Origin of the sequence: Ornithinimicrobium pulveris (assembly GCF_050261105.1) — a bacterium.
GTDB lineage: Bacteria > Actinomycetota > Actinomycetes > Actinomycetales > Dermatophilaceae > Ornithinicoccus.
Genome location: NZ_CP189837.1, coordinates 1,968,754 through 1,992,374 on the forward strand (window position 1 = coordinate 1,968,754; position 23,621 = coordinate 1,992,374).

Consider the following 23,621-nt stretch of genomic DNA (forward strand, 5'->3'; position numbering starts at 1 on the left):
TGGTTGTGTGTGCCCACCGGGGGTGGGGTGTTCGTATCTCGAGAGACCGTACAGTGGACGCGTAGCATCTTTGTTGTTTATGTTATCGGCTTATTAGTACCGGTCAGCTTCACACATTGCTGTGCTTCCACATCCGGCCTATCAACCCAGTAGTCTAGCTGGGAGCCTCTCACCCGTAAAGGGTATGGAAACCTCATCTTGGAGTGTGCTTCCCGCTTAGATGCTTTCAGCGGTTATCACGTCCGAACGTAGCTAATCAGCGGTGCCCTTGGCAGGACAACTGACACACCAGTGGTTCGTCCATCCCGGTCCTCTCGTACTAGGGACAGCTCTCCTCAAGTTTCCTACGCGCGCAGCGGATAGGGACCGAACTGTCTCACGACGTTCTAAACCCAGCTCGCGTACCGCTTTAATGGGCGAACAGCCCAACCCTTGGGACCGACTCCAGCCCCAGGATGCGACGAGCCGACATCGAGGTGCCAAACCATGCCGTCGATATGAGCTCTTGGGCAGGATCAGCCTGTTATCCCCGGGGTACCTTTTATCCGTTGAGCGACGGCGCTTCCACAAGCCACCGTCGGGTCACTAGTCCCGACTTTCGTCTCTGCTCGACATGTCTGTCTCACAGTCAAGCTCCCTTGTGCACTTACACTCGATACCTGATTGCCAACCAGGCTGAGGGAACCTTTGGGCGCCTCCGTTACCTTTTGGGAGGCAACCGCCCCAGTTAAACTACCCACCAGGCACTGTCCCTGATCCGGATCACGGACCGAGGTTAGATATCCAGAACGACCAGAGTGGTATTTCAACGATGACTCCACAACCACTGGCGTGGCTGCTTCATAGTCTCCCACCTATCCTACACAAGCCGTACCGAACACCAATACCAAGCTATAGTAAAGGTCCCGGGGTCTTTCCGTCCTGCTGCGCGTAACGAGCATCTTTACTCGTAGTGCAATTTCGCCGAGTTCGTGGTTGAGACAGTGGAGAAGTCGTTACGCCATTCGTGCAGGTCGGAACTTACCCGACAAGGAATTTCGCTACCTTAGGATGGTTATAGTTACCACCGCCGTTTACTGGCGCTTAAGTTCAGAGCTTCACCACCAAAGGTGGTTGACCCGTCCCCTTAACGTTCCAGCACCGGGCAGGCGTCAGTCCGTATACATCGTCTTGCGACTTCGCACGGACCTGTGTTTTTAGTAAACAGTCGCTTCTCCCTGGTCTCTGCGGCCCTTGACGCTAACCCGTAAAGGGTTTCACGCCGCGGGCCCCCCTTCTCCCGAAGTTACGGGGGCATTTTGCCGAGTTCCTTAACCACGATTCACTCGATCGCCTTGGTATTCTCTACCTAACCACCTGAGTCGGTTTGGGGTACGGGCGGCTCGAACCTCGCTAGGAAATTTTCTTGGCAGCATAGGATCACCCTGCTTCCCACATACGTGGTCACCATCAAGCCTCGGACACTGATGGGGCGGATTTACCACTCCCCGGTCCTGCGCTCTTGGACGTGGACTACCATCGCCACGCGGAGGCTACCTTCCTGCGTCCTTCCATCGCTTACCTACTACACGCTCGGGTCACGCGTTCCACCCCCCTCCCAACCCTCGCCCGAAGGCAAAGAGCTGGTTCATGGGAGGTTTCAGGCGCTTAGCATTACGTGCCTCGGTATGGGCGGTTCTTCGCCGGTTCCGGAATATCAACCGGATGTCCATCGACTACGCCTGTCGGCCTCGCCTTAGGTCCCGACTTACCCAGGGCAGATTAGCTTGACCCTGGAACCCTTGGTTATTCGGCGGAAGAGTTTCTCACTCTTCATTCGCTACTCATGCCTGCATTCTCACTCGTGCCGGCTCCACACCTCGATCACTCGGATGCTTCACTGCCGGCACGACGCTCCCCTACCCAGCAACACGCCTGGACCCACACACAAAAGTGATGGGCCGAGCAAAGTGTCACTGCCACAGCTTCGGTGGTGTGCTTGAGCCCCGCTACATTGTCGGCGCGGAATCACTTGACCAGTGAGCTATTACGCACTCTTTAAAGGGTGGCTGCTTCTAAGCCAACCTCCTGGTTGTCTTCGCAACTCCACATCCTTTCCCACTTAGCACACGCTTAGGGACCTTAGCTGGTGATCTGGGCTGTTTCCCTCTCGACTACGAAGCTTATCCCCCGCAGTCTCACTGCCATGCTCTCACTTACCGGCATTCGGAGTTTGGCTGACGTCAGTAACCCGGTGGGGCCCATCAGCCATCCAGTAGCTCTACCTCCGGCAAGAAACACATGACGCTGCACCTAAATGCATTTCGGGGAGAACCAGCTATCACGGAGTTTGATTGGCCTTTCACCCCTACCCACAGCTCATCCCCTCAGTTTTCAACCTAAGTGGGTTCGGGCCTCCACGCGGTCTTACCCGCGCTTCACCCTGGCCATGGGTAGATCACTCCGCTTCGGGTCTAGACCCAGCGACTCAATCGCCCTCTTCGGACTCGCTTTCGCTACGGCTACCCCACACGGGTTAACCTCGCCACTGAGCACTAACTCGCAGGCTCATTCTTCAAAAGGCACGCCGTCACCAGACCGCAGTCCAGCTCCGACGGATTGTAGGCACACGGTTTCAGGAACTATTTCACTCCCCTCCCGGGGTACTTTTCACCTTTCCCTCACGGTACTTGTCCGCTATCGGTCACCAGGTAATATTTAGGCTTAGCAGGTGGTCCTGCCAGATTCGTACGGGATTTCTCGGGCCCCGTACTACTTGGGAAAAATGTGCAACGGAGTCAAGAACATTTCAGCTACCGGGGTCTCACCGTCTACGCCAGGCCTTTCCAGACCCTTCGCCTATGCCCTCGATTTCTTACTCCGCGCCAGCATGTCAGTGCCAGCACACACACTCCCACAACCCCGCACCCGCAACCCCTGACAGGTCTCACACGAGTACGGTTTGGCCTCATCCGCTTTCGCTCGCCACTACTCACGGAATCACATGTTGTTTTCTCTTCCTGTGGGTACTGAGATGTTTCACTTCCCCACGTTCCCTCCACACACCCTATACATTCAGGTGCGGGTGACCGGCGATGAAGCCGGCCGGGTTTCCCCATTCGGAAATCCTCGGATCAATGTCTGGTTATCGACTCCCCGAGGCTTATCGCAGATTCCTACGTCCTTCTTCGGTTCCTGGTACCAAGGCATCCACCGTGCGCCCTTAAAAACATAAAAGCCACAAAGATGCTCGCGTCCACTGTACAGTTCTCAACATACGACCAGGCCCACCACAACACACCCACACACGCACCAACCCATCGTCGATGCACACCGCGTGAACAGTCATGGCCCCGGACTACCAAGAGCAACCCAACCCCCACACCCCCACACCAGCAGGACGACGCCACCAACGTGACACCACCCACCAAGGGGACGTGAAGGGCCCGATCCCTCAGGACCCAACAACGCGCCAGCCATGCCCCTGATGTTCCACCCATGAGCACACCACCGTGGAACACGCGTCCACGCAATGGTGACTAAATGCTCCTTAGAAAGGAGGTGATCCAGCCGCACCTTCCGGTACGGCTACCTTGTTACGACTTAGTCCCAATCACCAGTCCCACCTTCGACAGCTCCCTCCACAAGGGTTGGGCCACCGGCTTCGGGTGTTACCGACTTTCGTGACTTGACGGGCGGTGTGTACAAGGCCCGGGAACGTATTCACCGCAGCGTTGCTGATCTGCGATTACTAGCGACTCCGACTTCATGGGGTCGAGTTGCAGACCCCAATCCGAACTGAGACCAGCTTTAAGGGATTCGCTCCACCTCACGGTTTCGCAGCCCTCTGTACCGGCCATTGTAGCATGCGTGAAGCCCAAGACGTAAGGGGCATGATGATTTGACGTCATCCCCACCTTCCTCCGAGTTGACCCCGGCAGTCTCCTATGAGTCCCCGCCATCACGCGCTGGCAACATAGAACGAGGGTTGCGCTCGTTGCGGGACTTAACCCAACATCTCACGACACGAGCTGACGACGACAACCATGCACCACCTGTATACCGACCTTGCGGGGCGCACATCTCTGCACGTTTCCGGTATATGTCAAGCCTTGGTAAGGTTCTTCGCGTTGCATCGAATTAATCCGCATGCTCCGCCGCTTGTGCGGGCCCCCGTCAATTCCTTTGAGTTTTAGCCTTGCGGCCGTACTCCCCAGGCGGGGCGCTTAATGCGTTAGCTGCGGCACGGACCCCGTGGAATGGGACCCACACCTAGCGCCCAACGTTTACGGCGTGGACTACCAGGGTATCTAATCCTGTTCGCTCCCCACGCTTTCGCTTCTCAGCGTCAGTAATGGCCCAGAGACCTGCCTTCGCCATCGGTGTTCCTCCTGATATCTGCGCATTCCACCGCTACACCAGGAATTCCAGTCTCCCCTACCACACTCTAGCCTGCCCGTACCCACTGCAGACCCGGGGTTAAGCCCCGGGCTTTCACAGCAGACGCGACAAACCGCCTACAAGCTCTTTACGCCCAATAATTCCGGACAACGCTCGCACCCTACGTATTACCGCGGCTGCTGGCACGTAGTTAGCCGGTGCTTCTTCTGCTCCTACCGTCACAAAAGCTTCGTCAGAGCTGAAAGAGGTTTACAACCCGAAGGCCGTCATCCCTCACGCGGCGTCGCTGCATCAGGCTTTCGCCCATTGTGCAATATTCCCCACTGCTGCCTCCCGTAGGAGTCTGGGCCGTGTCTCAGTCCCAGTGTGGCCGGTCACCCTCTCAGGCCGGCTACCCGTCGTCGCCTTGGTAGGCCATTACCCCACCAACAAGCTGATAGGCCGCGAGTCCATCCTCCACCAAAAAATCTTTCCACCCCCAGCCCATGCAGGCAGGAGTCATATCCAGTATTAGCCACCGTTTCCGGCGGTTATCCCAGAGTGAAGGGCAGGTTACTCACGTGTTACTCACCCGTTCGCCACTAATCCACCCAGCAAGCTGGGCTTCATCGTTCGACTTGCATGTGTTAAGCACGCCGCCAGCGTTCGTCCTGAGCCAGGATCAAACTCTCCGATAAAAACCTTAAACCCTTAACGAAGAGCCAAGATAACCTGACAAAAACGGGCCACCATGCCACCGCGGGGGGCGACAACACAATGACCCAATCAAACAAAAATTGGCATCAAAAACATAACTAGCACGCTGTTGAGTTCTCAAAGATCGGACACACACGAAGTCCTGCGCGTTTTCCGCGCATTTCGTCGGGGTGCTTGTCCTACGTTACTCCGCGTTCTCCGCTGCGGTCAAATCCGCTTTCTCGGAGTCCGTGGGCATCGTTGATCATGTCAACGCCTACCTCGGTGGGAGTATTCCGCGCCCGGGACCGGCCACCTTGGGGTGTCCGTGCCTCCCTGTCGGAGCGGCGAGGGACAACATTAGGACACCTTCGCCGCAGTTCGCAAATCCGCTGGTCAGAGGGCCTTTCGGGCCGCAGCGAGGTGCTTGCGGCCACGCTTGACCAGAGCGATCTGATCGTGCAGGAAGTCCTGCTCCACCAGGGTCCGGTCCAGCTGGTCGGCGGCGATCTTGGCGTTGTTGACGCTGATCCCACCCTCGCCGATCAGGCGGCGGGCCGCGCCCTTGCTGTCGGCGATGGCCAGTTCGACGAGCGCGTCCACCAGGGGCAACCCCACGGTGACGTCCGCCGCAGGCAGTTCAGCCGTGGCGTCACGCAGGGTGTCAGCGTCCAGCTGGGCGGGGTCTGCCTTGCCGAAGAGCACCTGGCTGGCTGCCTCGACCTGTTCCGTCGCTCTGCTGCCGTGGACCAGGGTGGTGACGTCGGCAGCCAGCGCGCGCTGGGCTTCCCGCAGGTGCGGTCGCTCCGCCGCGGCCCGCTCCAGCGTGGCGATCTCCTCCGGGGTGCGGTCGGTGAAGACACGCAGCAACTTGCCCGTCTCGCCGTCGGCCACGTTGATCCAGTACTGGTAGAAGGCATAGGGACTGGTCATCTCGGCGCTCAACCAGACGGCGTTGCCGGCCGACTTGCCGTACTTCTCACCGTTCTCGTCCGTGATGAGCGGGGTGGTCAGGACGTGCACGGCCTCCCCCTCGACCCGATGGATCAGGTCGGCTCCGGCCACCAGGTTGCCCCACTGGTCCTGGCCACCCGTCTGGAGTCGGCACCCGTGCTCCCGGAACAGGTGCAGGTAGTCCAGCCCCTGCAGGAGCTGGTAGCTGAACTCGGTGTAGGAGATGCCCTCCTGGCTGGCGAGTCGGGCCGCGATCGCGTCCTTCTTGATCATCTGGTTGACGCGGAAGTGCTTGCCCACGTCGCGCAGGAAGTCCAGGGCGCTCATCGGGGCGGTCCAGTCCAGGTTGTTCACCATCACGGCCGGGTTGTCGCCCTCGAAGGAGAGGAAGGGTTGCACCTGCTCCTGGATCCGCGCGACGTAGTCCGCGGTCATCTCCTTGGTCTTCAGGATCCGCTCGGACGTGGGCCGGGGGTCACCGATCAGGCCGGTGGAGCCTCCCACCAGAGCGATCACGCGGTGGCCCGCCCGCTGGAGGTGGCGCAACACGATGAGTTGCACCAGGTTGCCGAAGTGCAGCGAAGCGGCGGTGGGATCAAACCCGCAGTAGACGGTGATGGGACGCGCCTCCATCTCGGCCCGCAGGGCATCGAGGTCGGTGGTCTGCGCCACCAGTCCGCGCCACTGCAACTCGTCGAGGATGGCTGCTCCGCTGCTCACGTGCTGGGGTCCTTCTCTTGCTGCCGTCGGGGGCTCGCGATCCGGTCGATCCGGTCGAGCTCGCTGTCGATGCCCAGCCTACGGTGCCGGTGCGCGTGGGCTGCGCCGGTAGGCCGAGACCGTCAGGTCGTCCGCACTCCAGAACCGCCAAGGGCGATCCGCCGCGCGCGATATCCCGACCCGCGGACCGGTGCGGACCACATCGGGCCGCCTGCCCCGCTGCAGTCGGACCGGGGAGGCGGCGTCCAGCAGGTCGAGGCCGTAGTGGTCTCCCGTCAGACCGAGTGCGCTGGCGAGATTGCCCGGCCCACGGGCGAGCCGACTGACGGAGTCGGGGAGATCGCGGGACAGCCCGCGCCGTCGCTGCGCCAGGGCGGTCGCTTCCACGACAGCGCCGGCGCGGAGAAGCACGGCGCTGGCCAGCCCAGCAGCCCCGGTCACCACATTGCACGCCCAGTGCGCTCCGTAGGAGCGATAGACATAGAGCAGCCCCGGCCGCTCGAACATCACCTGTGTCCGAGGGGTCGGCCCACGATAGGCGTGGGATGCGGGGTCATCCGCGCCCTCGTAGGCCTCGGTCTCGGTGAGTCGGATGGCCACCCGTCCCTCCGGGGCGTCGTGGACCAGGTGCCAGCCGAGCAGGTCCGGAGCCACCTCCAGGGCCGGCCGTGCCAGGACAGCGAGCTCGGAGGATGACTGGGGCGACGGCATACGGGACCGGGCTCGGTAGATGGACCTGGCGGGAGCGCTGCGCCAGCTCAGTCGCGAACGGTCGGCATGTCCTCGACCCAGTGGCGCAGGGTGGCGAGATTCTTGAGGAGGTGGGCGCGCTGTTCGCTGACCCGCGCTGGCGCCGTGCCGCCGACCGCTGACCGCGAGGCCAGCGAACCCGGAACGGTGAGCACCGACCGCACACCGGGGTTGAGGTGCTCGCTGATCGAGGCCAGGTCGTCGTCGGACAGCTCGTCCAGCTCGATGCCGCGCTGCTCGCAGACCCGTACGCACTCCCCCGCCACCTCGTGCGCGATCCGGAACGGGACCCCCTCGCGGACCAGCCACTCGGCCACGTCGGTCGCCAGCGAGAATCCGCGCGGCGCGAGTTCCTCGAGGCGCTCGGGGTGGAAGGTGAGCGTGGCGATCATGCCGGAGACGGCGGGCAGCAGGACCTCGAGGGTGTCGACCGCGTCGAAGACCGGCTCCTTGTCCTCCTGCAGATCACGGTTGTAGGCGAGCGGCAGTCCCTTGAGGGTGGCGAGGAGGCCGGCCAGGTCACCGATCAGGCGACCAGCCTTACCGCGAGCGAGTTCGGCGACGTCGGGGTTCTTCTTCTGCGGCATGATGCTCGACCCGGTCGAGAAGGCGTCATCGAGGCTGACGAAGCCGAACTCCGCGGTGGCCCACAGGATGATCTCCTCGGCGATGCGGGACAGGTCGACCGCGATCATCGCCGCGACGAAGGAGAACTCCGCGGCGAAATCACGCGAGGCGGTGCCGTCGATCGAGTTGTCGACCGGGCGGTCCATGCCCAGGTCGTGGGCGATGGCGACGGGGTCCAGACCGAGCGAGGAACCCGCCAGCGCGCCAGATCCGTAGGGGCTCACGGCCGCGCGGGTGTCCCAGTCGATGAGCCGCTGCACGTCGCGGATCAGGGTCCAGCCGTGGGCCTGGAGGTGGTGGGCGAGGAGCACGGGCTGGGCGTGCTGTAGGTGCGTCCGGCCAGGCATCGCGACCTCAGGGTGCGCGGCCGCCTGATCGACCAGGGCCTGCACGACCGCCAGGACCTTGGTGCCAAGGAGCCGGGACTGGTCGCGCAGATACATCCGGAACTGGGTGGCGACCTGGTCGTTGCGGGAGCGGCCCGCGCGCAGCCGGCCGCCCACATCGGGGCCGATCCGCTCGATGAGTCCGCGCTCCAGCGCGGTGTGCACGTCCTCGTCGGCCTCGGCGGCCACGAACTCCCCCGAGGCGACATCCGCCCCGAGCTCGCGAAGTCCGCGCAGCATCGTCTCGAGGTGCTCATCCGACAACAGCCCGGCGGCGTGCAGGACGCGCGCGTGGGCGCGCGACCCGGCGAGGTCGTAGGGCGCCAGGCGCCAATCGAAGTGCGTGCTCTTGCTCAACGCCGCGAGGGCGTCGCTCGGGCCGCCGGTGAAGCGGCCTCCCCACAGGCTGACGGTCATAGCGACATTCTCCCCCAGCGGATCAGGTGCTCGGTCAGCGGGCGGGATAGGTCTCATCCCAGGGTGCCTGCGCGGACTGTGGCGAGGTCCTGGGCGAGGGTGCTTGCGGGGCCCTTGACGAGGCCCTGTCAGAGGTCGCGGTCGGCCTCGTCACCGGCCAGGGCCAGCAGCCGCTGCGCCGTGCCTGGTCCACCGTCGGGGTCCGTGGTGATCACCAGGATGGTGTCATCGCCGGCGATGGTGCCCAGGATGTCGGGGGCATCGCTGCGGTCGATCGCCGAGGCGAGGAACTGGGCAGCCCCGGGAGGTGTGCGCAGCACCACCTGGTTGCCCACCGCCCGCGCGCTGACCAGCAGCTCCTGGACGAGCCTGGCCAGCCGGGCCGAGATCTCGAAGGTGTCCTGCGCCGGGCGCGGGGTGAGGTCGCCACCCTGTCCGGGCACGGCATACACCAGGGTCCGGCCGCGGCGGACCTTCACCGCGTCCAGATCCACCAGATCCCGCGAGAGCGTGGCCTGGGTGACGCTGATGCCGTCCTCGGCGAGGAGGTCGAGCAACTGTCCCTGAGAGCCGACGGCGTGCCGTTCGAGCAGGTCGACGATGCGCTGGTGCCGCGCCGCACGCGTCATCGGGATGGAGGTCACGCTGCAGGACTATACCTGGGCATGTATGACTATGCGCCCCGGTGGGCCAGCCCCGTCGAGAGCGATGGCACTCGCCCGCCCGGCCGCGGGCACTCACCCGCCCGGCCGCGGGCACTCGCCCGCCCGGCCGCGCCGTCGGCACACCGCCAGACAAGGTTGCTCACGCAATGCACGGCAATATCCATGACATGGCGTGAGCAACCTTGCCTGGCGTCGCGAGTCGATCGCCGCTCAGCCGTCTGGCCACAACTCCCGCAGCAGCGCGAGCCCGCCGCGGGCCTGCTCGCGCTGGAACGCGCGCAGCGTCGGCAGGCCCGGCGAGGGCGGGCGTCGGCAGGCGTCGACGAGGAAGCCGGTGAGCCCGGCGACGAGCCCGACGACGTCTTCCGGCTCCGCGCCCAGGGCGTGCAGCGCGGGCAGGTGGGGGCGGACGTCGAGGTCGCCGGCCCAGCGCACGTTGAGCAGCAGCATCGCGGCGTCCGCCCACGGTGCGCCGCGGGTGGCCCAGGGCCAGTCGATTACGCGGACGCTGCCGTCGGGGCGGACGAGCAGGTTGTCGGCGCGCACGTCGGTGTGGGCCACGCGGTCCCCCGCCAGCCGCGGCACCGTCAGGGCGGCCAGCTCGACCAGATCCGTCAGCCGCTCGCGGGCCCAGGGGTCGAGATCCTCGGGCGGCTCGGCGACGACGCGCTCCCAGCAGGCCATCTCGCCCGCGATCTCGACCTCCAGGCCGTTCCATTCCGGGGGGGCCTCGACCTGGGCGATCTCGGCGAGGGCCTCGAGCGCGGCGGCCAGCTCCTGACGCTCCCAGGGCAGCCTCGGATGACGGCCGTCGACGTCCTCGATGACCAGCGCGAGCCAGTCGCCGTCATCGTGGACGCCCAGCAGGCGGGGCACCGCGTCGGTCAGGGTGCCCAGCTGCGCGAGTACCTCGCCCTCGCGGCGGTGCAGGCCGGGGCTGTCCGGGTTCTGCTGGGTGGAGACGGCCTTGACGAAGGCGCGGGTGCCGTCGGCGGTCCGCACGCGGTCGGCGGAGCCGGGCGAGAAGCCGCCGGGCTGAGACTCGGCGGCGACGACGGGGGCGCCGAGCATGGCTGCGACGGCGTCGTGGACGTCGCGGGGCAGGTCGGCCCAGGTGAGGCGCACGCCATACATGAAGAATCCGTCCGTATGCCGCGACTCAGCCGAGCGGGTCAGCGACCGGGCCACCCCAAGGGCGCAGGCGCAGCATCCGCTCGCCCTCGGCGAGCCCGGCCGCGGACCGCTCGCGCAGGACGTCCAGCTCGTCCGTTCCCGCGCGCACGAAACGGCCCGAGAAGCCGTCCAGCTCGCCGTCGGCCAGGGCCAGCACCAGCGCCTGCACGTCCGCCGGGTCGGTCCAGTCGGTGCGGTCGGCGTGCATCTTCATCGAGTGGGTCATGTCCGACTCGATGACGCCCGGGGCGAGGTCGAAGGCGTGGACGCCGTGCTCGGCTCCGGCCAACGCGGTGCCGCCGGTGAGGCGGGCGAGGGCACTCTTCGACGAGTGGTAGGCCGTCAGGACATCGCTCTCGCGGGTGCCCGAGCCGGAGTTGAGGTTGATCACCCGTCCGCCGCCGGCCTCGATCATGTGCGGGACGACGGCGCGGGTGAGCAGGAACGGGCCCTTGACGTTGGTCACCATCACCTGCCACCACTCCTCGACGTCGGCCTCCCACAGCGGACGCTCGGTCTCGATGAGCCCGGCGTTGTTGACCAGCAGGTCGATCCGGCCGTGCGTCGCCAGCACCTCGGCGACGGCGCGGTCGACCGCCTCAGCGTCGGTGACATCGCAGGCGAGGGCGTGGGCGCCCTCGCGGGCCTCACCGCTGCGGGAGAGCCCGACGACGGTCCAGCCGGCCCCGAGCAGCGCCTCGACGATGTGATCACCGATCCCGCGCGAGGCGCCGGTGACCAGAGCGACGCGGGTCGTCCCGGCAGCGGTCGCCGCCCGGGCGCGAGTCCCCTCAGCGCTCATCGCTGCACCGCCCCGTGGTCCTGGGCTGCCCGTGTCACGGCGGCGTCGCGGGCGGCGTTGACTTCCTCGGTCGTCAGCGTGCGATCCGGAGCCCGGAAGTGCATCCGGAAGGCCAGCGACTGCTGGTCGGCGCCGATCTGGTCACCGACGTAGACGTCGAAGAGCTGGATCGACTCGAGCAGGTCACCAGCGCCGGCCCGCAGCGACTCCTCGACGTCGCCGAAGCGGACGTCGCGCGAGACCACCAGGGCCACATCGGAGGCGGCCATCGGGTGGGTCGAGAGCGGGGTGGCCTGGGTGCGGTGGTCGCTGGCGCGGATCAGCACGTCGAGGTCGAGCTCGGCGGCGCTGGTGCGCTCGGGCAGGCCCAGCCGCTGGACGACCTTCGGGTGCAGCTCACCGGCCCAGCCGACGGTCGTGCCGTCCTGGAGCGTGAGCTGCACGCAGCGGCCTGGGTGGAAGGGCTCGCGTTCGGCCTGGACACGCTGGACCGGCACACCGAGCGTGTCGGCGACCGCGTGCGCCCACGCCACGACATCGGTCACCTCGACGGGACGACCCTCCCCCCACCAGCCGGCGCGGTCGGCCTGACCGGCCGCGACGAGGGCGACGTGCCACGGCTGGTGCGGGACTGCGTCCCGGATCTGCTGCAGCACAGCGTCATCCGGCCGCACGCCGACGCCAGGCACCGGGGCCTTGGCCGCGCTGTCCGGCAGCGTCACGGTGTCGATCTCGAAGAGGGCGACATCCCGGGCGCCGCGGGAGACGTTGCGGCGCAACGCTTCGGGGAGGGTCTGGAGCAGCTCGGTGCGCATCAGCGGCGCCTCGTCCGACAGCGGATTGGCCAGCCGCAGCGCCTCGCGCCGCACGTCGTCTGCCCCCAGCCCGAGCTCGTCGAACCGGTCGGTCCCGACGAACGGATAGGTCAGCACCTCCTGCAGGCCCTGCCCGGCGAGGGCGCCCGCGACCGCCCGACGGGAGCGCTGGCCGTGGGTCAGACCCCGGCCGCCGATCGCGCGTGGCACGACAGAGGGAATCTTGTCGTAGCCGTCGACCCGCGCGACCTCCTCGACCAGGGTGGTGGCGTCGGTGAGGTCAGGGCGCCAGGTGGGCGGCACGACGGAGAGCAGGTCACCTTGGGGCGACACCGCGCAGCCAATCATCTCCAGCAGCTCGACGACACGGTCCGGCGAGTAGTCGACGCCGACGTAGGAGGTCGGCATGCCCGGGTCGAGTTGGATGGTCGGCATCGTGGAGGCGGCGCGCTCGTCGCGGTCGGTGATGGCCGGATCGGCGGTGCCGCCCCCGTGCTCGACGAGCAGGTCGACCGCGAGCTGGGCGGCCGCAGCCGTGACGGCCGGGTCCACCCCGCGCTCGAACCGCTTGGCCGCCTCGCTGGACAGCTTGTGCCGGCGCGCGGTCCGCGCCACGGTGCGCGGGTCGAAGTGGGCCGCCTCGATGAGCACGTCCGTGGTCTCCCCAGGCGTGACCTCACCATCCTCGCCACCCATGACGCCGGCCAGGGCGAGGATGCGCCCGCCATCCTCCCCATTGGTGATGAGCAGGTCCTCGGGATCCAGCGTCCGGTCCACGTCGTCGAGCGTCTTCAGCCGCTCCCCCGCCCTGGCCCGGCGCACCACGATCGGGCCGTCCAGGGTGGCCAGGTCGAAGGCGTGCAGCGGTTGCCCGAGCGCCAGCATCACGTAGTTGGTGACGTCGACGGCCAGGCCGAGCGGCCGCATACCGGCCTCGGTCAGCCGCCGTGCCATCCACTCCGGGGTCTGCCGGGTCAGGTCGATGTCGCGCACGACGCGGGCCAGGTAGCGGTCGCAGCCCGCCACCCCGTCGAGCGGGGTCTCGTCGGCCAGCCGGACCGCATACCCATCCTCGGTGGGCGCGTCGACCGCGAGCCCGGCGGGGTCGGTGAAGCGGGCCCCCGTGGAGTGGGAGTACTCCCGGGCGATGCCGCGGATCGAGAAGCAGTAGCCGCGGTCGGGGGTGACGTTGACCTCGACCGTCTCGCGGTCCAGCCCGAGGACCGGTATGAGGTCCTGTCCGGGCTGCAGGTCCAGCTCGGCCACGCGCTCCTCACCCAGGAGGCGAGGCAGCACGATGATCCCGTCATGATCATCACCGATCCCGAGCTCGCGGGTGGAGCAGATCATCCCGGCGGAGACGTGCCCGTAGGTCTTGCGCGCGGAGATCTGGAAGTCACCGGGCAGCACACCGCCCGGCAGGATCACGGCGACGAGGTCGCCGACCTCGAAGTTGTGGGCCCCGCAGACGATGCCCTGCGGGCTCCCGCCGATCAGGCGCTGGCCGTTGTCCCCCACATCCACCTGGCACCAGTTGATCGTCTTGCCGTTCTTCTGCGGCTCGGGGTGCTTCTCCAGCACCCGACCCACGACGAGCGGACCCTGGACGTCACCTCCGTGCAGGCCCTCCTCCTCCAGGCCCACGGCCACGAGGTCGGCGGCGATCTGCTCGCCGGTCACGCCCTCGGGCAGCTCGACATACTCACCCAGCCAGTCGACCGGAACCCGCATCAGATCTCCATCCCGAACTGCGCGTTGAAGCGCACGTCTCCCTCGATCAGCTCCCGCATGTCGGTGATGCCGTGGCGGAACATCGCGGTCCGCTCCACACCCATCCCGAAGGCGAAGCCCTGATAGCGCTCCGGGTCGACCCCGCACGCGCGCAGCACGTTCTGGTTGACCATGCCGCAGCCGCCCCACTCGATCCAGCCGGTGCCTCCACACGTTCGACAGGCAGGGTTCTCGCCCCGGCACACGAAGCACTGGAAGTCCATCTCGGCGCTGGGCTCGGTGAAGGGGAAGAAAGCCGGGCGCAGCCGGCTGACGATGCCCTCGCCGAACATGGCCTCGGCCAGCCGGTCGAGGGTGCCCTTGAGGTGCGCCATCGTCAGGCCCTCGTCGATGGCGATGCCCTCCAGCTGGTGGAAGACCGGCGTGTGGGTGGCGTCCAGCTCATCGGTCCGGAAGGTCTTGCCCGGCACCGCGACATAGAGCGGCACCCCGCGCTCGAGCAGGCTGCGCGCCTGCACCGGCGAGGTGTGGGTGCGCAGCACCAGCCCCGCGTCAGCCGGGTCGACGAAGAAGGTGTCCTGCATCTGCCGCGCCGGGTGGTCCTTGTCGAAGTTGAGCGCGTCGAAGTTAAACCACTCGGCCTCGACGGCCGGGCCTTCGGCGATCTCCCAACCCATGCCGACCATCGCGTCAGCCATCCGCTCGGCGGTGACGGTCAGCACGTGGCGGCGACCCAACGGGCGACGCCCCGGCACCGCCGTCAGGTCCATCGCCTCCTCGACGAGGATCCGCTCGTCGCGCTCGGCCTCCAGCTCGGCCTGCCGGGCGGCGAGGGCTTGGTTCACCTGCCCTCGGGCCTGCCCGACGCGCTTGCCGGCCTCGGCCTTGGCGCTCGGCGGCAGCGCGCCGATCTCGCGGTTGGCCAGCGCGAGCGGGGAGCGCTCGGCGGCGTGCGCCAGGCGCGCCTCCTTGAGCTGGTCGAGGTCGGCGGCTGCGGCGATCGCGCTCAGCGCGTCGGCGACGTTGGCCTCGATGGCCTCCGGCGCAAGGGCCGCGACCTCGACAGGGTCGTAGTTCGTGTTGGGTCCGGACACCTGCGCAAGTCTAGGCAGCCGGGGGCTGCCTCTCCGAACCGGTTTCCCTCCCGGCCGGCCCCAGGGGGCGGCTGCGGTTTTCCGCTCACCCGGACCCACTGCATACCCTGATCCCATGCCCTCCCCCGTGACGACCGTGATCCATGCTGCCCGCGGGGTGGCCATCGGCCTCTCGGAGGTGATGCCCGGCATCAGCGGCGGGACGGTGGCGCTCATCGTCGGCGTCTACGAGCGGCTCATCACCTCGGCCGGTCACTGTGTGGGCGCCGCGCGGCTGCTGCTCACCGATCGCGCCGCGGCGCGGGCAGAGTTCGCCAAGGTCCGCTGGGACGTGGTCATCCCGGTGCTGCTCGGCATCATCCCGGCCGTCATCGTCGGCGCGCGGATCCTCGGGCCCCTGGTCGAGGACCACCCGGTGCCGACCTTCGCGCTCTTCCTGGGGATGAGCGTGGCGGCGATCACGGTGCCGGCCGGCATGGTCGGCCCGGCCTGGGACTGGCGCCGGGTGGCGCTCGCCGCCGGGGTGGCGGTGGTCGTCTTCCTGCTCGTGGGTATGCCGCCACAGCAGGTGCCCACGCACCTCGCCCTGGTCTTCGTGGCGGCCGCCGTCGCCGTCTGCGCGCTGGTGCTGCCCGGCCTCTCCGGGTCGTTCCTGCTGCTCACGGTCGGGCTCTACGCCCCGACGATTGCGGCCCTCAACAACCGCGACTGGGTCTACATCCTCGTCTTCATCAGCGGCATGGTCGTCGGGCTCTCGCTCTTCGTGCGGGTGCTGCAGCACCTGCTGGAGCGCCACCACGTGGCCACCCTGGTCGTGGTCACAGGGATCATTGCCGGCGCCGCCCGCGCGCTGTGGCCCTGGCAGGACGAGGACCGCACGCTGCTCGCACCCTCCGGGGACATTGCTTTGCCGGTCATCCTCTTCTTCGTGGGCGCCGTCGTCGTGCTGGGCCTGGCTTGGCTGGGACGGCGCGGCGAGGAGCACCAGCACGCGGTCGAGGACGCCGAAGATGTCGCCCCGCCGTCGAGGAGGCGGAAGAGGCTGCCCCATGAGCACCGCAGTCAGCGGGGGCGGCACCTGTGAGTGCCCCGGGTTGAGACGGATCCAGCGCAGAATGCGGATCACACACCGGCACTCACCGTGAGCAAGCGCGACCAACTATGCGCAGTCACAGTGAGCAGGCGAGCGCCCCCGCGGTGGCTGTCAGCGGGTGCGCGCGCTCGCCGAGGCGTGCAGGCAGACCGTCGCGGCCATCGCCAGGTTGAGCGACTCCGCCCGTTGGATCGGGATGGCGACGACCTCGTCGCACAGCTCAAGCACCTCGGGCTCCAGCCCCCAGGCCTCGTTGCCCATCACCCAGGCGTGCGGGCCGGTGAGATCGACGTCGGGCAGCATCGTGGTGCCGGTGCCGTCGGCGGCCAGCAGCCGGATCCCCCTCTCCCGGCAGGCGTTCAGCAGCTCGGTGACCGGGGTCCCCACCGAGACCGGCAGGTGGAAGAGCGAGCCGACGGTGGAGCGCACGACCTTGGGGTTGTAGACGTCGACCGACGCGTCGCTGACCAGCACGGCAGCCGCCCCGAAGGCGTCGGCCCCGCGCAGGACCGTCCCGGCGTTTCCGGGGTCGCGCACGTGGGTCAGCACCACGGCGAACTCCCCCTCCCCGACGAAGGCCAGCGCCTCGGCGAGAGGCACATCCACACGGTCCGCCACGCCCAGCATCCCCTGCGGGGACCCCGTGTCCGCCATCGCCGCCAGCACCACGTCAGTGCACCGGTAGACGACGACGCCCGACTCCTCCGCGCGCCCCACGATGCCCGTATGCCGCTTCTCCGCCTCGGTGGTGACGTACAGCTCGCGAGCCGAGGACTCGGCATACGCCAGCAGCTCGCGGACCGCCTGCGGGCCCTCCACGAGGAAGCGACCGGTCCGGGCGCGGACAGCGCGACGCCCCAGCGCGGCGACCTGCTTGACCCGGTCGCTGCGAGGGTTGCTCAGCAGCTGGGGATCGGTGGTCATGCGCTGGGGCGTCGGGTGCGGAGTTCGGTGGCTCAGGCGGCGGAGCCGGCCTCCACCTTCTCGCCCTCGGCCGGAACGTTGGCCTTGGCAAGCTCGACGAGCGCGGTGAAGGCAGCCTCGTCGCTCACGGCCAACTCGGCCAGCATGCGGCGGTCGACCTCGACACCGGCGGCCTTCAGGCCCTGGATGAACCGGTTGTAGGTCATGCCGTTGGCGCGGGCGCCGGCGTTGATGCGCTGGATCCAGAGACGACGGAAGTCACCCTTGCGGGCGCGGCGGTCGTTGTAGCTGTAGACCAGCGAGTGGGTGACCTGCTCCTTGGCCTTGCGGTAGAGCCGGCTGCGCTGACCGCGGTAACCGCTGGCGCGCTCCAGGACGACCCGACGCTTCTTGTGGGCGTTGACCGCCCGCTTCACGCGTGCCACGTGATTCTCCTTCTACTACTTGCTGTGTCGGAAGAGCTCAAGCCTTCAGAGGCCGAGCATCTTCTTCACCTTGCGGACGTCGGACGGCGCAACGACCTTGTCGTTGACGAGGCGGCGGGCCTGCGAGGCGCGACGCTCCTGGAACTTGTGCACGTGGCGGGCGCGCTGGTGCATCACCTTGCCGGTGCCGGTCACGCGGAAGCGCTTCTTGGCACCGCTGTGGGTCTTCATCTTCGGCATGGGCCGATCTCCTTCGTTGCTCTCACCCATCGGGCTGCGACGGGCGGGTGGTTCGTGGGTGGGACCGTGTGGTCCCGCCTCACTCCTGCTCGCCGGCGGCGCTGGCAGCCGGCTCGTTCTCGGGGGCCTCGTCCTGCGGGGCCGGGTCCGCCTCGGTGGCCGGAGCAGCGGCGCGCTCGGCGTCCCGCTTCTTCTCCTGCCGCACGGCGGTCTTCTTCCTGGTCGGGCCGATCACCATGACCATGTTGCGGCCGTCCTGCTTCGGCTCGCTCTCGACATTGCCCAGTTCGGCAACGTCCTCGGCGAGGCGCTGCAGCAGCCGGTAGCCCAGCTCGGGGCGGGACTGCTCCCGGCCGCGGAACATGATCGTGACCTTGACCTTGTCGCCACCCTTGAGGAAGCGCTCGACGTGCCCCTTCTTGGTGCCGTAGTCGTGCGCATCGATCTTCGGGCGGAGCTTGATCTCCTTGATGACCGTGTTGATCTGGTTCTTCCGGGCTTCACGGGCCTTCATGGCGGCTTCGTACTTGAACTTGCCGTAGTCCATGAGCTTGGCGACCGGAGGGCGCGCCATCGGGGCCACCTCGACGAGGTCGAGGTCGGCCTCGGCCGCCAGTCGCAGCGCGTCCTCGACGCGCACGATGCCGACCTGCTCCCCGTTGGGGCCCACCAACCGCACTTCCGGGACCCGGATGCGGTCATTGATGCGAGGCTCGCTGATGTGCTGCTCCTTCGTCGCTGTCGGTTCGCGACCCCGGGCAGCAGAAAGGCCTCCTGTGCACGGGTGCGCAAGAGGCCTTCACCTTCCGGGCCCGGCCCACAGCGGCGCCGGTATGGCGTGAGTCACCTCACGGCATACCGTCACCAGCTCGGTGGCTGGGACTGGACCCGGCGACCGGTGGTCGGCGCGGGTGGGGGCTGAGCCCCTCTTGCACGTCAAGGCCTGGCTGGGAGCACATGCTCGCAGGGCAGTCCCCGACTGGTCGATCAACCATGATAGCAGAACGTGGCTCCCTCCCAGACCACGCCGAGGACGGGACTCGCCCACCTCCGACTCAGGTTGAATCATTCAAGTAAAGGTGATCGGATGGAGTCATGCCGACGCCGAGCGAGGTCCTCACGACCGCCGGCCTGCGCGTCACCGGACCGCGGGTCGCCGTGCTGGAAGCGCTGCTCGAGCACCCCCACGCCGATGCCGCACAGGTGCTGCGACGCAGCCGCGAGCGCGCGGCGAGCGTCTCGGTGCAGGGCGTCTACGACGTGCTCGGGACGCTGCTGGAGGCCCGCGTCATCCGCCGCATCCAGCCCGCCCACTCGGTCGCCCGCTTCGAGGTCGACCATGGCGACAACCACCACCACGCCGTCTGCCGACGCTGCGAAACCCTCGTCGACGTCGGCTGCCTCATCGGCGCCGCCCCCTGCCTCGACCCCGCCCCGGCGCACGCCGTGGGTTTCAGCGTCGACCAGGCCGAGGTCATCTACTGGGGGCTGTGCCCTACCTGTGGATCGACTGCCGAGGGCCACCCCCAGAACTCCCCGTCCGTTCCACCTGTCGGGGACACCCCTGAACCACCCCAGCACGACTCGCATCACCCGCACGACACGCAACCGACCATGACGCACGACGACACGAAGGAGAAGGCATGACCCATCACCAGCCAGGTTTCGTCAACGCCGAGCACTCGGGCCAGGGCCCGACGCCCGAGGGGGGCACCACCAGCAATGGTGCGCCGATCGAGAACGACCGCCAGAGCCTGTCGGTCGGCCCCGACGGCCCGTTGCTGCTGCACGACGTCGCCCTGATCGAGAACCTCGCCCACTTCGACCGCGAGAAGGTGCCGGAGCGCCTGCCGCACGCCAAGGGCTCGGGCGCCTTCGGGGTCTTCGAGGCCACCGAGGACGTGTCCGCCTTCACCAAGGCCGCCGCCTTCCAGCAGGGCGCGAGCAGCGAGGTCATCCTTCGCTTCTCCACGGTCGCCGGTGAGCAGGGCTCCCCCGACACCTGGCGCGACGTGCGCGGTTTCGCGGTGCGCCTCTACACCGACGAGGGCAACCTCGACATCGTCGGCAACAACACGCCGGTCTTCTTCGTGCGTGACCCCATGAAGTTCCCCAACTTCATCCGCTCCCAGCGCCGCACGCCCAACAGCGGCCTGCGCGATGCCAACATGCAGTGGGACTTCTGGACGCACAACCCCGAGACCGCTCACCAGGTGACCTACCTGATGGGTGACCGTGGTCTGCCCAAGAGCTGGCGAACCATGAACGGCTACTCCTCGCACACCTACATGTGGGTCAACGAGGCCGGCGAGCGCTTCTTCGTCAAGTACCACTGGCACAGCGACCAGGGCGTGGAGAACATGACCAACGAAGAGGCCGAGAAGCTGGCCGGCCAGGACGCGGACTACCACCGCCGCGACCTGTTCGACGCCATCGAGCGCGGCGACCACCCCTCGTGGACCCTGTCGGTCCAGGTCATGCCCTACGAGGAGGCCAAGTCCTACCGGATCAACCCCTTCGACCTGACCAAGGTCTGGCCGCACGCGGACTACCCGCTGAAGAAGGTCGGCACGCTGACCCTGAACCGCAACCCAGAGAACTGGTTCGCCCAGATCGAGCAGGTCGCCTTCAGCCCGTCCAATCAGGTGCCGGGCACCGGGGTCTCCCCCGACAAGATGCTGCTGGCCCGCGTCTTCTCTTACCCGGACGCGCAGCGGCACCGCATCGGGGCCAACTTCACCCACCTGCCGGTCAACCAGCCCAAGGTCCAGGTGAACGCCTACCAGTTCGACGGGCCGATGGCCTACCTGCACTCGGGCAGCCAGCCGACCTATGTCACCAACTCCTACGGTCGCCCCTGGGCCGACCACGAGGGCGCGGTGGAGAACGGCTGGGAGGCCGACGGCGCCCTGGTGCGTCAGGCCTACACCCTGCGCGAGGACGACGACGACTTCAGCCAGCCCGGCGCGCTGGTGCGAGAGGTCTTCGACGAGGACCAGCGTGAGCGTCTCGTCCAGACCGTCGCCGGGATGATGGGCGCCTGCGAGCCGGAGATCCGCGAGCGTGTCTACGCGTACTGGCGCAATGTCGACCAGTCCGTCGGCGAGCGCATCCAGGAGATCGCCGAGGCCGACGCCGGCTCCGAGCACGTCCCGGGTGCCGAAGCTCCCGCGGACGAGCCGGACGCTCTCGTCGAGGAGCCGGGCGACGCCTACGCGGGCGTCCGCTGACCAAGGCGCGCGCCAGCCATTCAGACATGCACGACGAGCGGGGCAGCAGTTCCCAGCACCGCTGACCTGCGGTTCTGTTGAACCCGTCTTCGTTGTGCATGTCTGAATGGTCGCTCGGGTGTCCATGAAGGCTCCCCCAAGCTGGGTGGGACTCGCTCAGGTGGCGGCGCGGACGGCGAAGGTGGGACTCGCTCAGGTGGCGGCGCGGAACAGCGAGCGTGGGACTCGCTCAGGTGGCGGCGCGGACGGCGAAGGTGAGGGCGTCAAGGCGGGCGCGGGTCTCACCGTCGGCGGCGATCCGCTCCCCGATGCGGGTGACCAACGCCTGGAGTTCGCTCTGGGTCAGGCCTGGGCGGAGGGCGATCACCACCTGGAGGGCCCCGTCGGGGCCGGGCGCCAGCCCATGCCCCTCGATCACGTCCTCGGCCGCCACCGCCTCGGCGACACGGGAGGCGACCTGCGGATCCTCGTGGGCCGGCAGCCAGTCCCGGTCCATGGCCAGCGCCCAGACCATCGAGGGCCGCAGCACGTAGGCGGGTTCTCCCGGCGCTGGCTGTAGGTCGAGTGGCATCACGTGGCAGCCCTCCTGGACCGCAGCGAGCGCGGCTCGTTGGGCGGTGACTGGCACCGGTCGGGCATCGGCGTTCCAGGCCGACAGCGCCTCGGTGCTGGTGAACGCGGGCAGGGCGCGCTCACCGTTCGGGCCCTCCAGCGTCACCGAGGCCATGTCGCTCACCGCGTCCACCGGGATACCGGAGGAGTCATCGATCTCACTCGGCACCGCCACGATCGGCACGATCAGCCGGGCAGCCGCCACTGCGGCTACCAGCTCGCGAGGATCAGGGTCGGGCTGTGCCAGGAGCTCAGCGAGCCCGGCGTCGGCCGCGCCGGTGTCATCGTCGAAGCCCGTGCCGGTGAGCGTCCGACCTGCCCACGGCACTCCCCCAGTATCGCGCCCGGCTGCCGGGTCGTGCCCGGTGAAGCGGTGCTGGTGGTGGTCCGTGCGATCGCCAGTGTGATTGTCAGTGTCACTGTGGTTGTCGGTCCCGTTGTTCATGAGCACACCTCCAGCGCCTCGGCCAAGGTGAAGGTGCCGTGGTAGAGCGCGGCACCGAGCACCGCCCCCGTCACTCCCTCCTCCGCCAGCGATTGCAGTTCTCTCAGGTCGGACAGGCTCGCCACCCCACCCGAGGCGATGACCTCGGCCGATCCCTTCGCGGCCACCCGCCCGAAGAGCTCGACATCGCTGCCCCTCCGAGACCCGTCTCGCGAGGCGTCGGCCACGAGCAGATGCCGACCGGCCGTCAACTCCGGTACCTCGGTCAGCACCTCCTCAAGGGACCCCAGCTCAAGGTCGGTGCCCCTGCTGACCACACGACCGTCCCGCACGTCGACGGCAGGAACCACGCGGTCATCGCCGTGCTGTTCGATCAGGGTGGCGATGAGCGAGCGATCGGCGAGCGTGGAGCTTGCCAGGACGAACCGCTCTGCCCCGGTGCTGGCGGCCCACCGCGCCGCGTCCTCGTCGGCGAGTCCGCCGGACAGCTGGACCCGGACGGGCAGCCGGTCGATCAGGCTGGCGAGCAGCTCAGCATTCTCCCCTCGACCGAAGGCTCGGTCCAGATCCACCAGGTGCAGCCACGCAGCGCCCTGGTCCACCCAGCCCATCGCCACGGCATACGGGTCGTCGGTGCCTCGCACGACCTGGGCGGCGCGGCCCCCGGCGATATCGACGGCAGGCAGGAGGGTGAAGCGTGCGTGGTCGGCGATCACGGGAGGGCCCCCAGCTCGCGACGCAGGCGGACCGAGTCAGCCACCGCGTCCTCGAACCGGCCGACCTCCACCTCTCGGGGGCCGTGCGCCTTCGCCGAAGGCATACTCCCGGCCCGTTCGGGCTCGGCGAGCAGCCTCGCCCCCGGCAGCGAGAGCGTGGCCATGACTGCCTGCAGCATGGTCAAAGGACGGCTCCGAGTCTCATGGAGCAGGTCCACCAGCTCGTCCCGGACACTCGGCGCGCACGCCGCGATCCGGACCAGCTCGGCAGGCCCCGCCAGGTCCAGACCGGGCGGGCGCAACAACCCGATCTCCGGCTCCCAGACCACCCAGCCGGTTCCCCGCCGACGGCCGCTGCCATGCACGGTGACGACTGCGCGACCGTCGATCTCGAAGAAGCCCAACGCCGGTCCGGCCGTGATCGGGACCGGCCGGGAGGCGAGCAGGAGGGCAGCGTCGTCATAGGGCGAGGCGGTCATCGGCTCGCCGGTCGCCACCGCCACGGTCCACGCATCGGTCGGCGCCACGACGAGGGGCACCACGGTGCGCTTGGCCCAGTCGGCGATCTCGGCCCGGCTGCCACCAAGAAGGAGCAGCCCGCGCGGCGGTTCGACGGCGGAGGGGCTGCTCGAAGTCACCGCAACATCCTACGGATGCCCTCCCAGGAGCCGCTGCCCGCCACTCGGTAGCGCCGCTGCCCAGGGCGCGGCTACCCACTGCCGAGCGTCGTCCTTGATGGTCTGACTC

18 protein-coding genes and 2 rRNA genes are annotated in these 23,621 nt (G+C 67.7%); 3 read left to right on the forward strand and 17 right to left on the reverse strand.

Annotation, left to right across the window (positions count from 1 at the left end; all coding sequences use genetic code 11):
- Positions 1 to 73: 73 nt before the first annotated feature.
- The 10 genes from ACQBAT_RS09130 to pheS all read right to left on the reverse strand — a co-directional run bounded on the left by ACQBAT_RS09130 (position 74) and on the right by pheS (position 15,189).
- Positions 74 to 3,216, reverse strand: a 23S ribosomal RNA gene (locus tag ACQBAT_RS09130).
- Positions 3,217 to 3,533: 317 nt separating this feature from the next.
- Positions 3,534 to 5,057: ribosomal RNA gene (locus ACQBAT_RS09135) — 16S ribosomal RNA — on the reverse strand.
- Together the 16S and 23S rRNA genes form the textbook arrangement of a ribosomal RNA operon.
- Before the next feature lie 394 nt (positions 5,058 to 5,451).
- The gene (gene tyrS / locus ACQBAT_RS09140) at positions 5,452 to 6,729 is read right to left on the reverse strand and encodes a tyrosine--tRNA ligase (protein WP_420748185.1); all 1,278 of its coding nucleotides are present in this window, start codon (positions 6,727 to 6,729) and stop codon (positions 5,452 to 5,454) included.
- A gap of 78 nt (positions 6,730 to 6,807) precedes the next feature.
- Positions 6,808 to 7,440: a DNA-3-methyladenine glycosylase gene (locus ACQBAT_RS09145; RefSeq protein ID WP_420748184.1), complete on the reverse strand. Its 633-nt coding sequence runs from the start codon at positions 7,438 to 7,440 to the stop codon at positions 6,808 to 6,810.
- Between the two features lie 47 nt (positions 7,441 to 7,487).
- On the reverse strand, positions 7,488 to 8,909 hold the full coding sequence (argH, locus tag ACQBAT_RS09150) for an argininosuccinate lyase (protein ID WP_420748183.1): 1,422 nt from the start codon (positions 8,907 to 8,909) through the stop codon (positions 7,488 to 7,490).
- A gap of 128 nt (positions 8,910 to 9,037) precedes the next feature.
- Positions 9,038 to 9,538, reverse strand: a complete 501-nt coding sequence (locus ACQBAT_RS09155; RefSeq protein WP_420748186.1) for an arginine repressor — start codon at positions 9,536 to 9,538, stop codon at positions 9,038 to 9,040.
- A 246-nt stretch (positions 9,539 to 9,784) separates the two neighbouring features.
- Entirely contained in the window at positions 9,785 to 10,762 is a 978-nt protein-coding gene (locus ACQBAT_RS09160) for a phosphotransferase family protein (protein ID WP_420748182.1), read from the reverse strand.
- Complete coding sequence (locus ACQBAT_RS09165) at positions 10,734 to 11,549, reverse strand: SDR family NAD(P)-dependent oxidoreductase (RefSeq protein WP_420748181.1); 816 nt, start codon at positions 11,547 to 11,549, stop codon at positions 10,734 to 10,736. Before ACQBAT_RS09165 ends, ACQBAT_RS09160 begins: the two co-directional genes overlap by 29 nt.
- On the reverse strand, positions 11,546 to 14,095 hold the full coding sequence (pheT, locus tag ACQBAT_RS09170; RefSeq protein ID WP_420748180.1) for a phenylalanine--tRNA ligase subunit beta: 2,550 nt from the start codon (positions 14,093 to 14,095) through the stop codon (positions 11,546 to 11,548). Before pheT ends, ACQBAT_RS09165 begins: the two co-directional genes overlap by 4 nt.
- On the reverse strand, positions 14,095 to 15,189 hold the full coding sequence (pheS, locus tag ACQBAT_RS09175) for a phenylalanine--tRNA ligase subunit alpha (protein ID WP_420748179.1): 1,095 nt from the start codon (positions 15,187 to 15,189) through the stop codon (positions 14,095 to 14,097). The genes pheT and pheS overlap by 1 nt, the downstream gene beginning before the upstream one ends.
- 115 nt (positions 15,190 to 15,304) lie before the next feature.
- Here pheS and ACQBAT_RS09180 point away from each other — a divergent pair, with 115 nt between their 5' ends.
- On the forward strand, positions 15,305 to 16,273 hold the full coding sequence (locus ACQBAT_RS09180; RefSeq protein WP_420748178.1) for a DUF368 domain-containing protein: 969 nt from the start codon (positions 15,305 to 15,307) through the stop codon (positions 16,271 to 16,273).
- A gap of 120 nt (positions 16,274 to 16,393) precedes the next feature.
- Here ACQBAT_RS09180 and ACQBAT_RS09185 read toward each other — a convergent pair whose 3' ends face one another.
- The 4 genes from ACQBAT_RS09185 to infC all read right to left on the reverse strand — a co-directional run bounded on the left by ACQBAT_RS09185 (position 16,394) and on the right by infC (position 18,544).
- Positions 16,394 to 17,206, reverse strand: coding sequence for a TrmH family RNA methyltransferase (locus ACQBAT_RS09185; RefSeq protein ID WP_420748177.1), 813 nt, complete (start codon positions 17,204 to 17,206; stop codon positions 16,394 to 16,396).
- Between the two features lie 32 nt (positions 17,207 to 17,238).
- Positions 17,239 to 17,631, reverse strand: a complete 393-nt coding sequence (gene rplT / locus ACQBAT_RS09190) for a 50S ribosomal protein L20 (RefSeq protein ID WP_420748176.1) — start codon at positions 17,629 to 17,631, stop codon at positions 17,239 to 17,241.
- A 45-nt stretch (positions 17,632 to 17,676) separates the two neighbouring features.
- The gene (gene rpmI / locus ACQBAT_RS09195; protein WP_420748175.1) at positions 17,677 to 17,871 is read right to left on the reverse strand and encodes a 50S ribosomal protein L35; all 195 of its coding nucleotides are present in this window, start codon (positions 17,869 to 17,871) and stop codon (positions 17,677 to 17,679) included.
- Positions 17,872 to 17,950: 79 nt separating this feature from the next.
- Positions 17,951 to 18,544, reverse strand: a complete 594-nt coding sequence (gene infC, locus ACQBAT_RS09200; protein WP_427000579.1) for a translation initiation factor IF-3 — start codon at positions 18,542 to 18,544, stop codon at positions 17,951 to 17,953.
- Between the two features lie 422 nt (positions 18,545 to 18,966).
- Here infC and ACQBAT_RS09205 point away from each other — a divergent pair, with 422 nt between their 5' ends.
- Together ACQBAT_RS09205 and ACQBAT_RS09210 are read left to right on the forward strand one after the other, a co-directional pair.
- Positions 18,967 to 19,518, forward strand: coding sequence for a Fur family transcriptional regulator (locus ACQBAT_RS09205; protein WP_420748173.1), 552 nt, complete (start codon positions 18,967 to 18,969; stop codon positions 19,516 to 19,518).
- A complete protein-coding gene (locus tag ACQBAT_RS09210; RefSeq protein ID WP_420748172.1) occupies positions 19,515 to 21,101 on the forward strand; it encodes a catalase in 1,587 nt (528 codons plus the stop codon). The genes ACQBAT_RS09205 and ACQBAT_RS09210 overlap by 4 nt, the downstream gene beginning before the upstream one ends.
- 229 nt (positions 21,102 to 21,330) lie before the next feature.
- On the opposite strand, the gene ACQBAT_RS09215 is transcribed toward ACQBAT_RS09210, so the two are convergent.
- From ACQBAT_RS09215 to ACQBAT_RS09225, 3 genes are read right to left on the reverse strand one after another with little or no spacing between them, the layout of a single operon-like run.
- Positions 21,331 to 22,158: an SseB family protein gene (locus tag ACQBAT_RS09215; RefSeq protein WP_420748171.1), complete on the reverse strand. Its 828-nt coding sequence runs from the start codon at positions 22,156 to 22,158 to the stop codon at positions 21,331 to 21,333.
- On the reverse strand, positions 22,155 to 22,874 hold the full coding sequence (locus ACQBAT_RS09220; RefSeq protein WP_420748170.1) for a HisA/HisF-related TIM barrel protein: 720 nt from the start codon (positions 22,872 to 22,874) through the stop codon (positions 22,155 to 22,157). The genes ACQBAT_RS09215 and ACQBAT_RS09220 overlap by 4 nt, the downstream gene beginning before the upstream one ends.
- Positions 22,871 to 23,512: a hypothetical protein gene (locus ACQBAT_RS09225; protein ID WP_420748169.1), complete on the reverse strand. Its 642-nt coding sequence runs from the start codon at positions 23,510 to 23,512 to the stop codon at positions 22,871 to 22,873. Before ACQBAT_RS09225 ends, ACQBAT_RS09220 begins: the two co-directional genes overlap by 4 nt.
- Positions 23,513 to 23,621 lie beyond the last annotated feature (109 nt).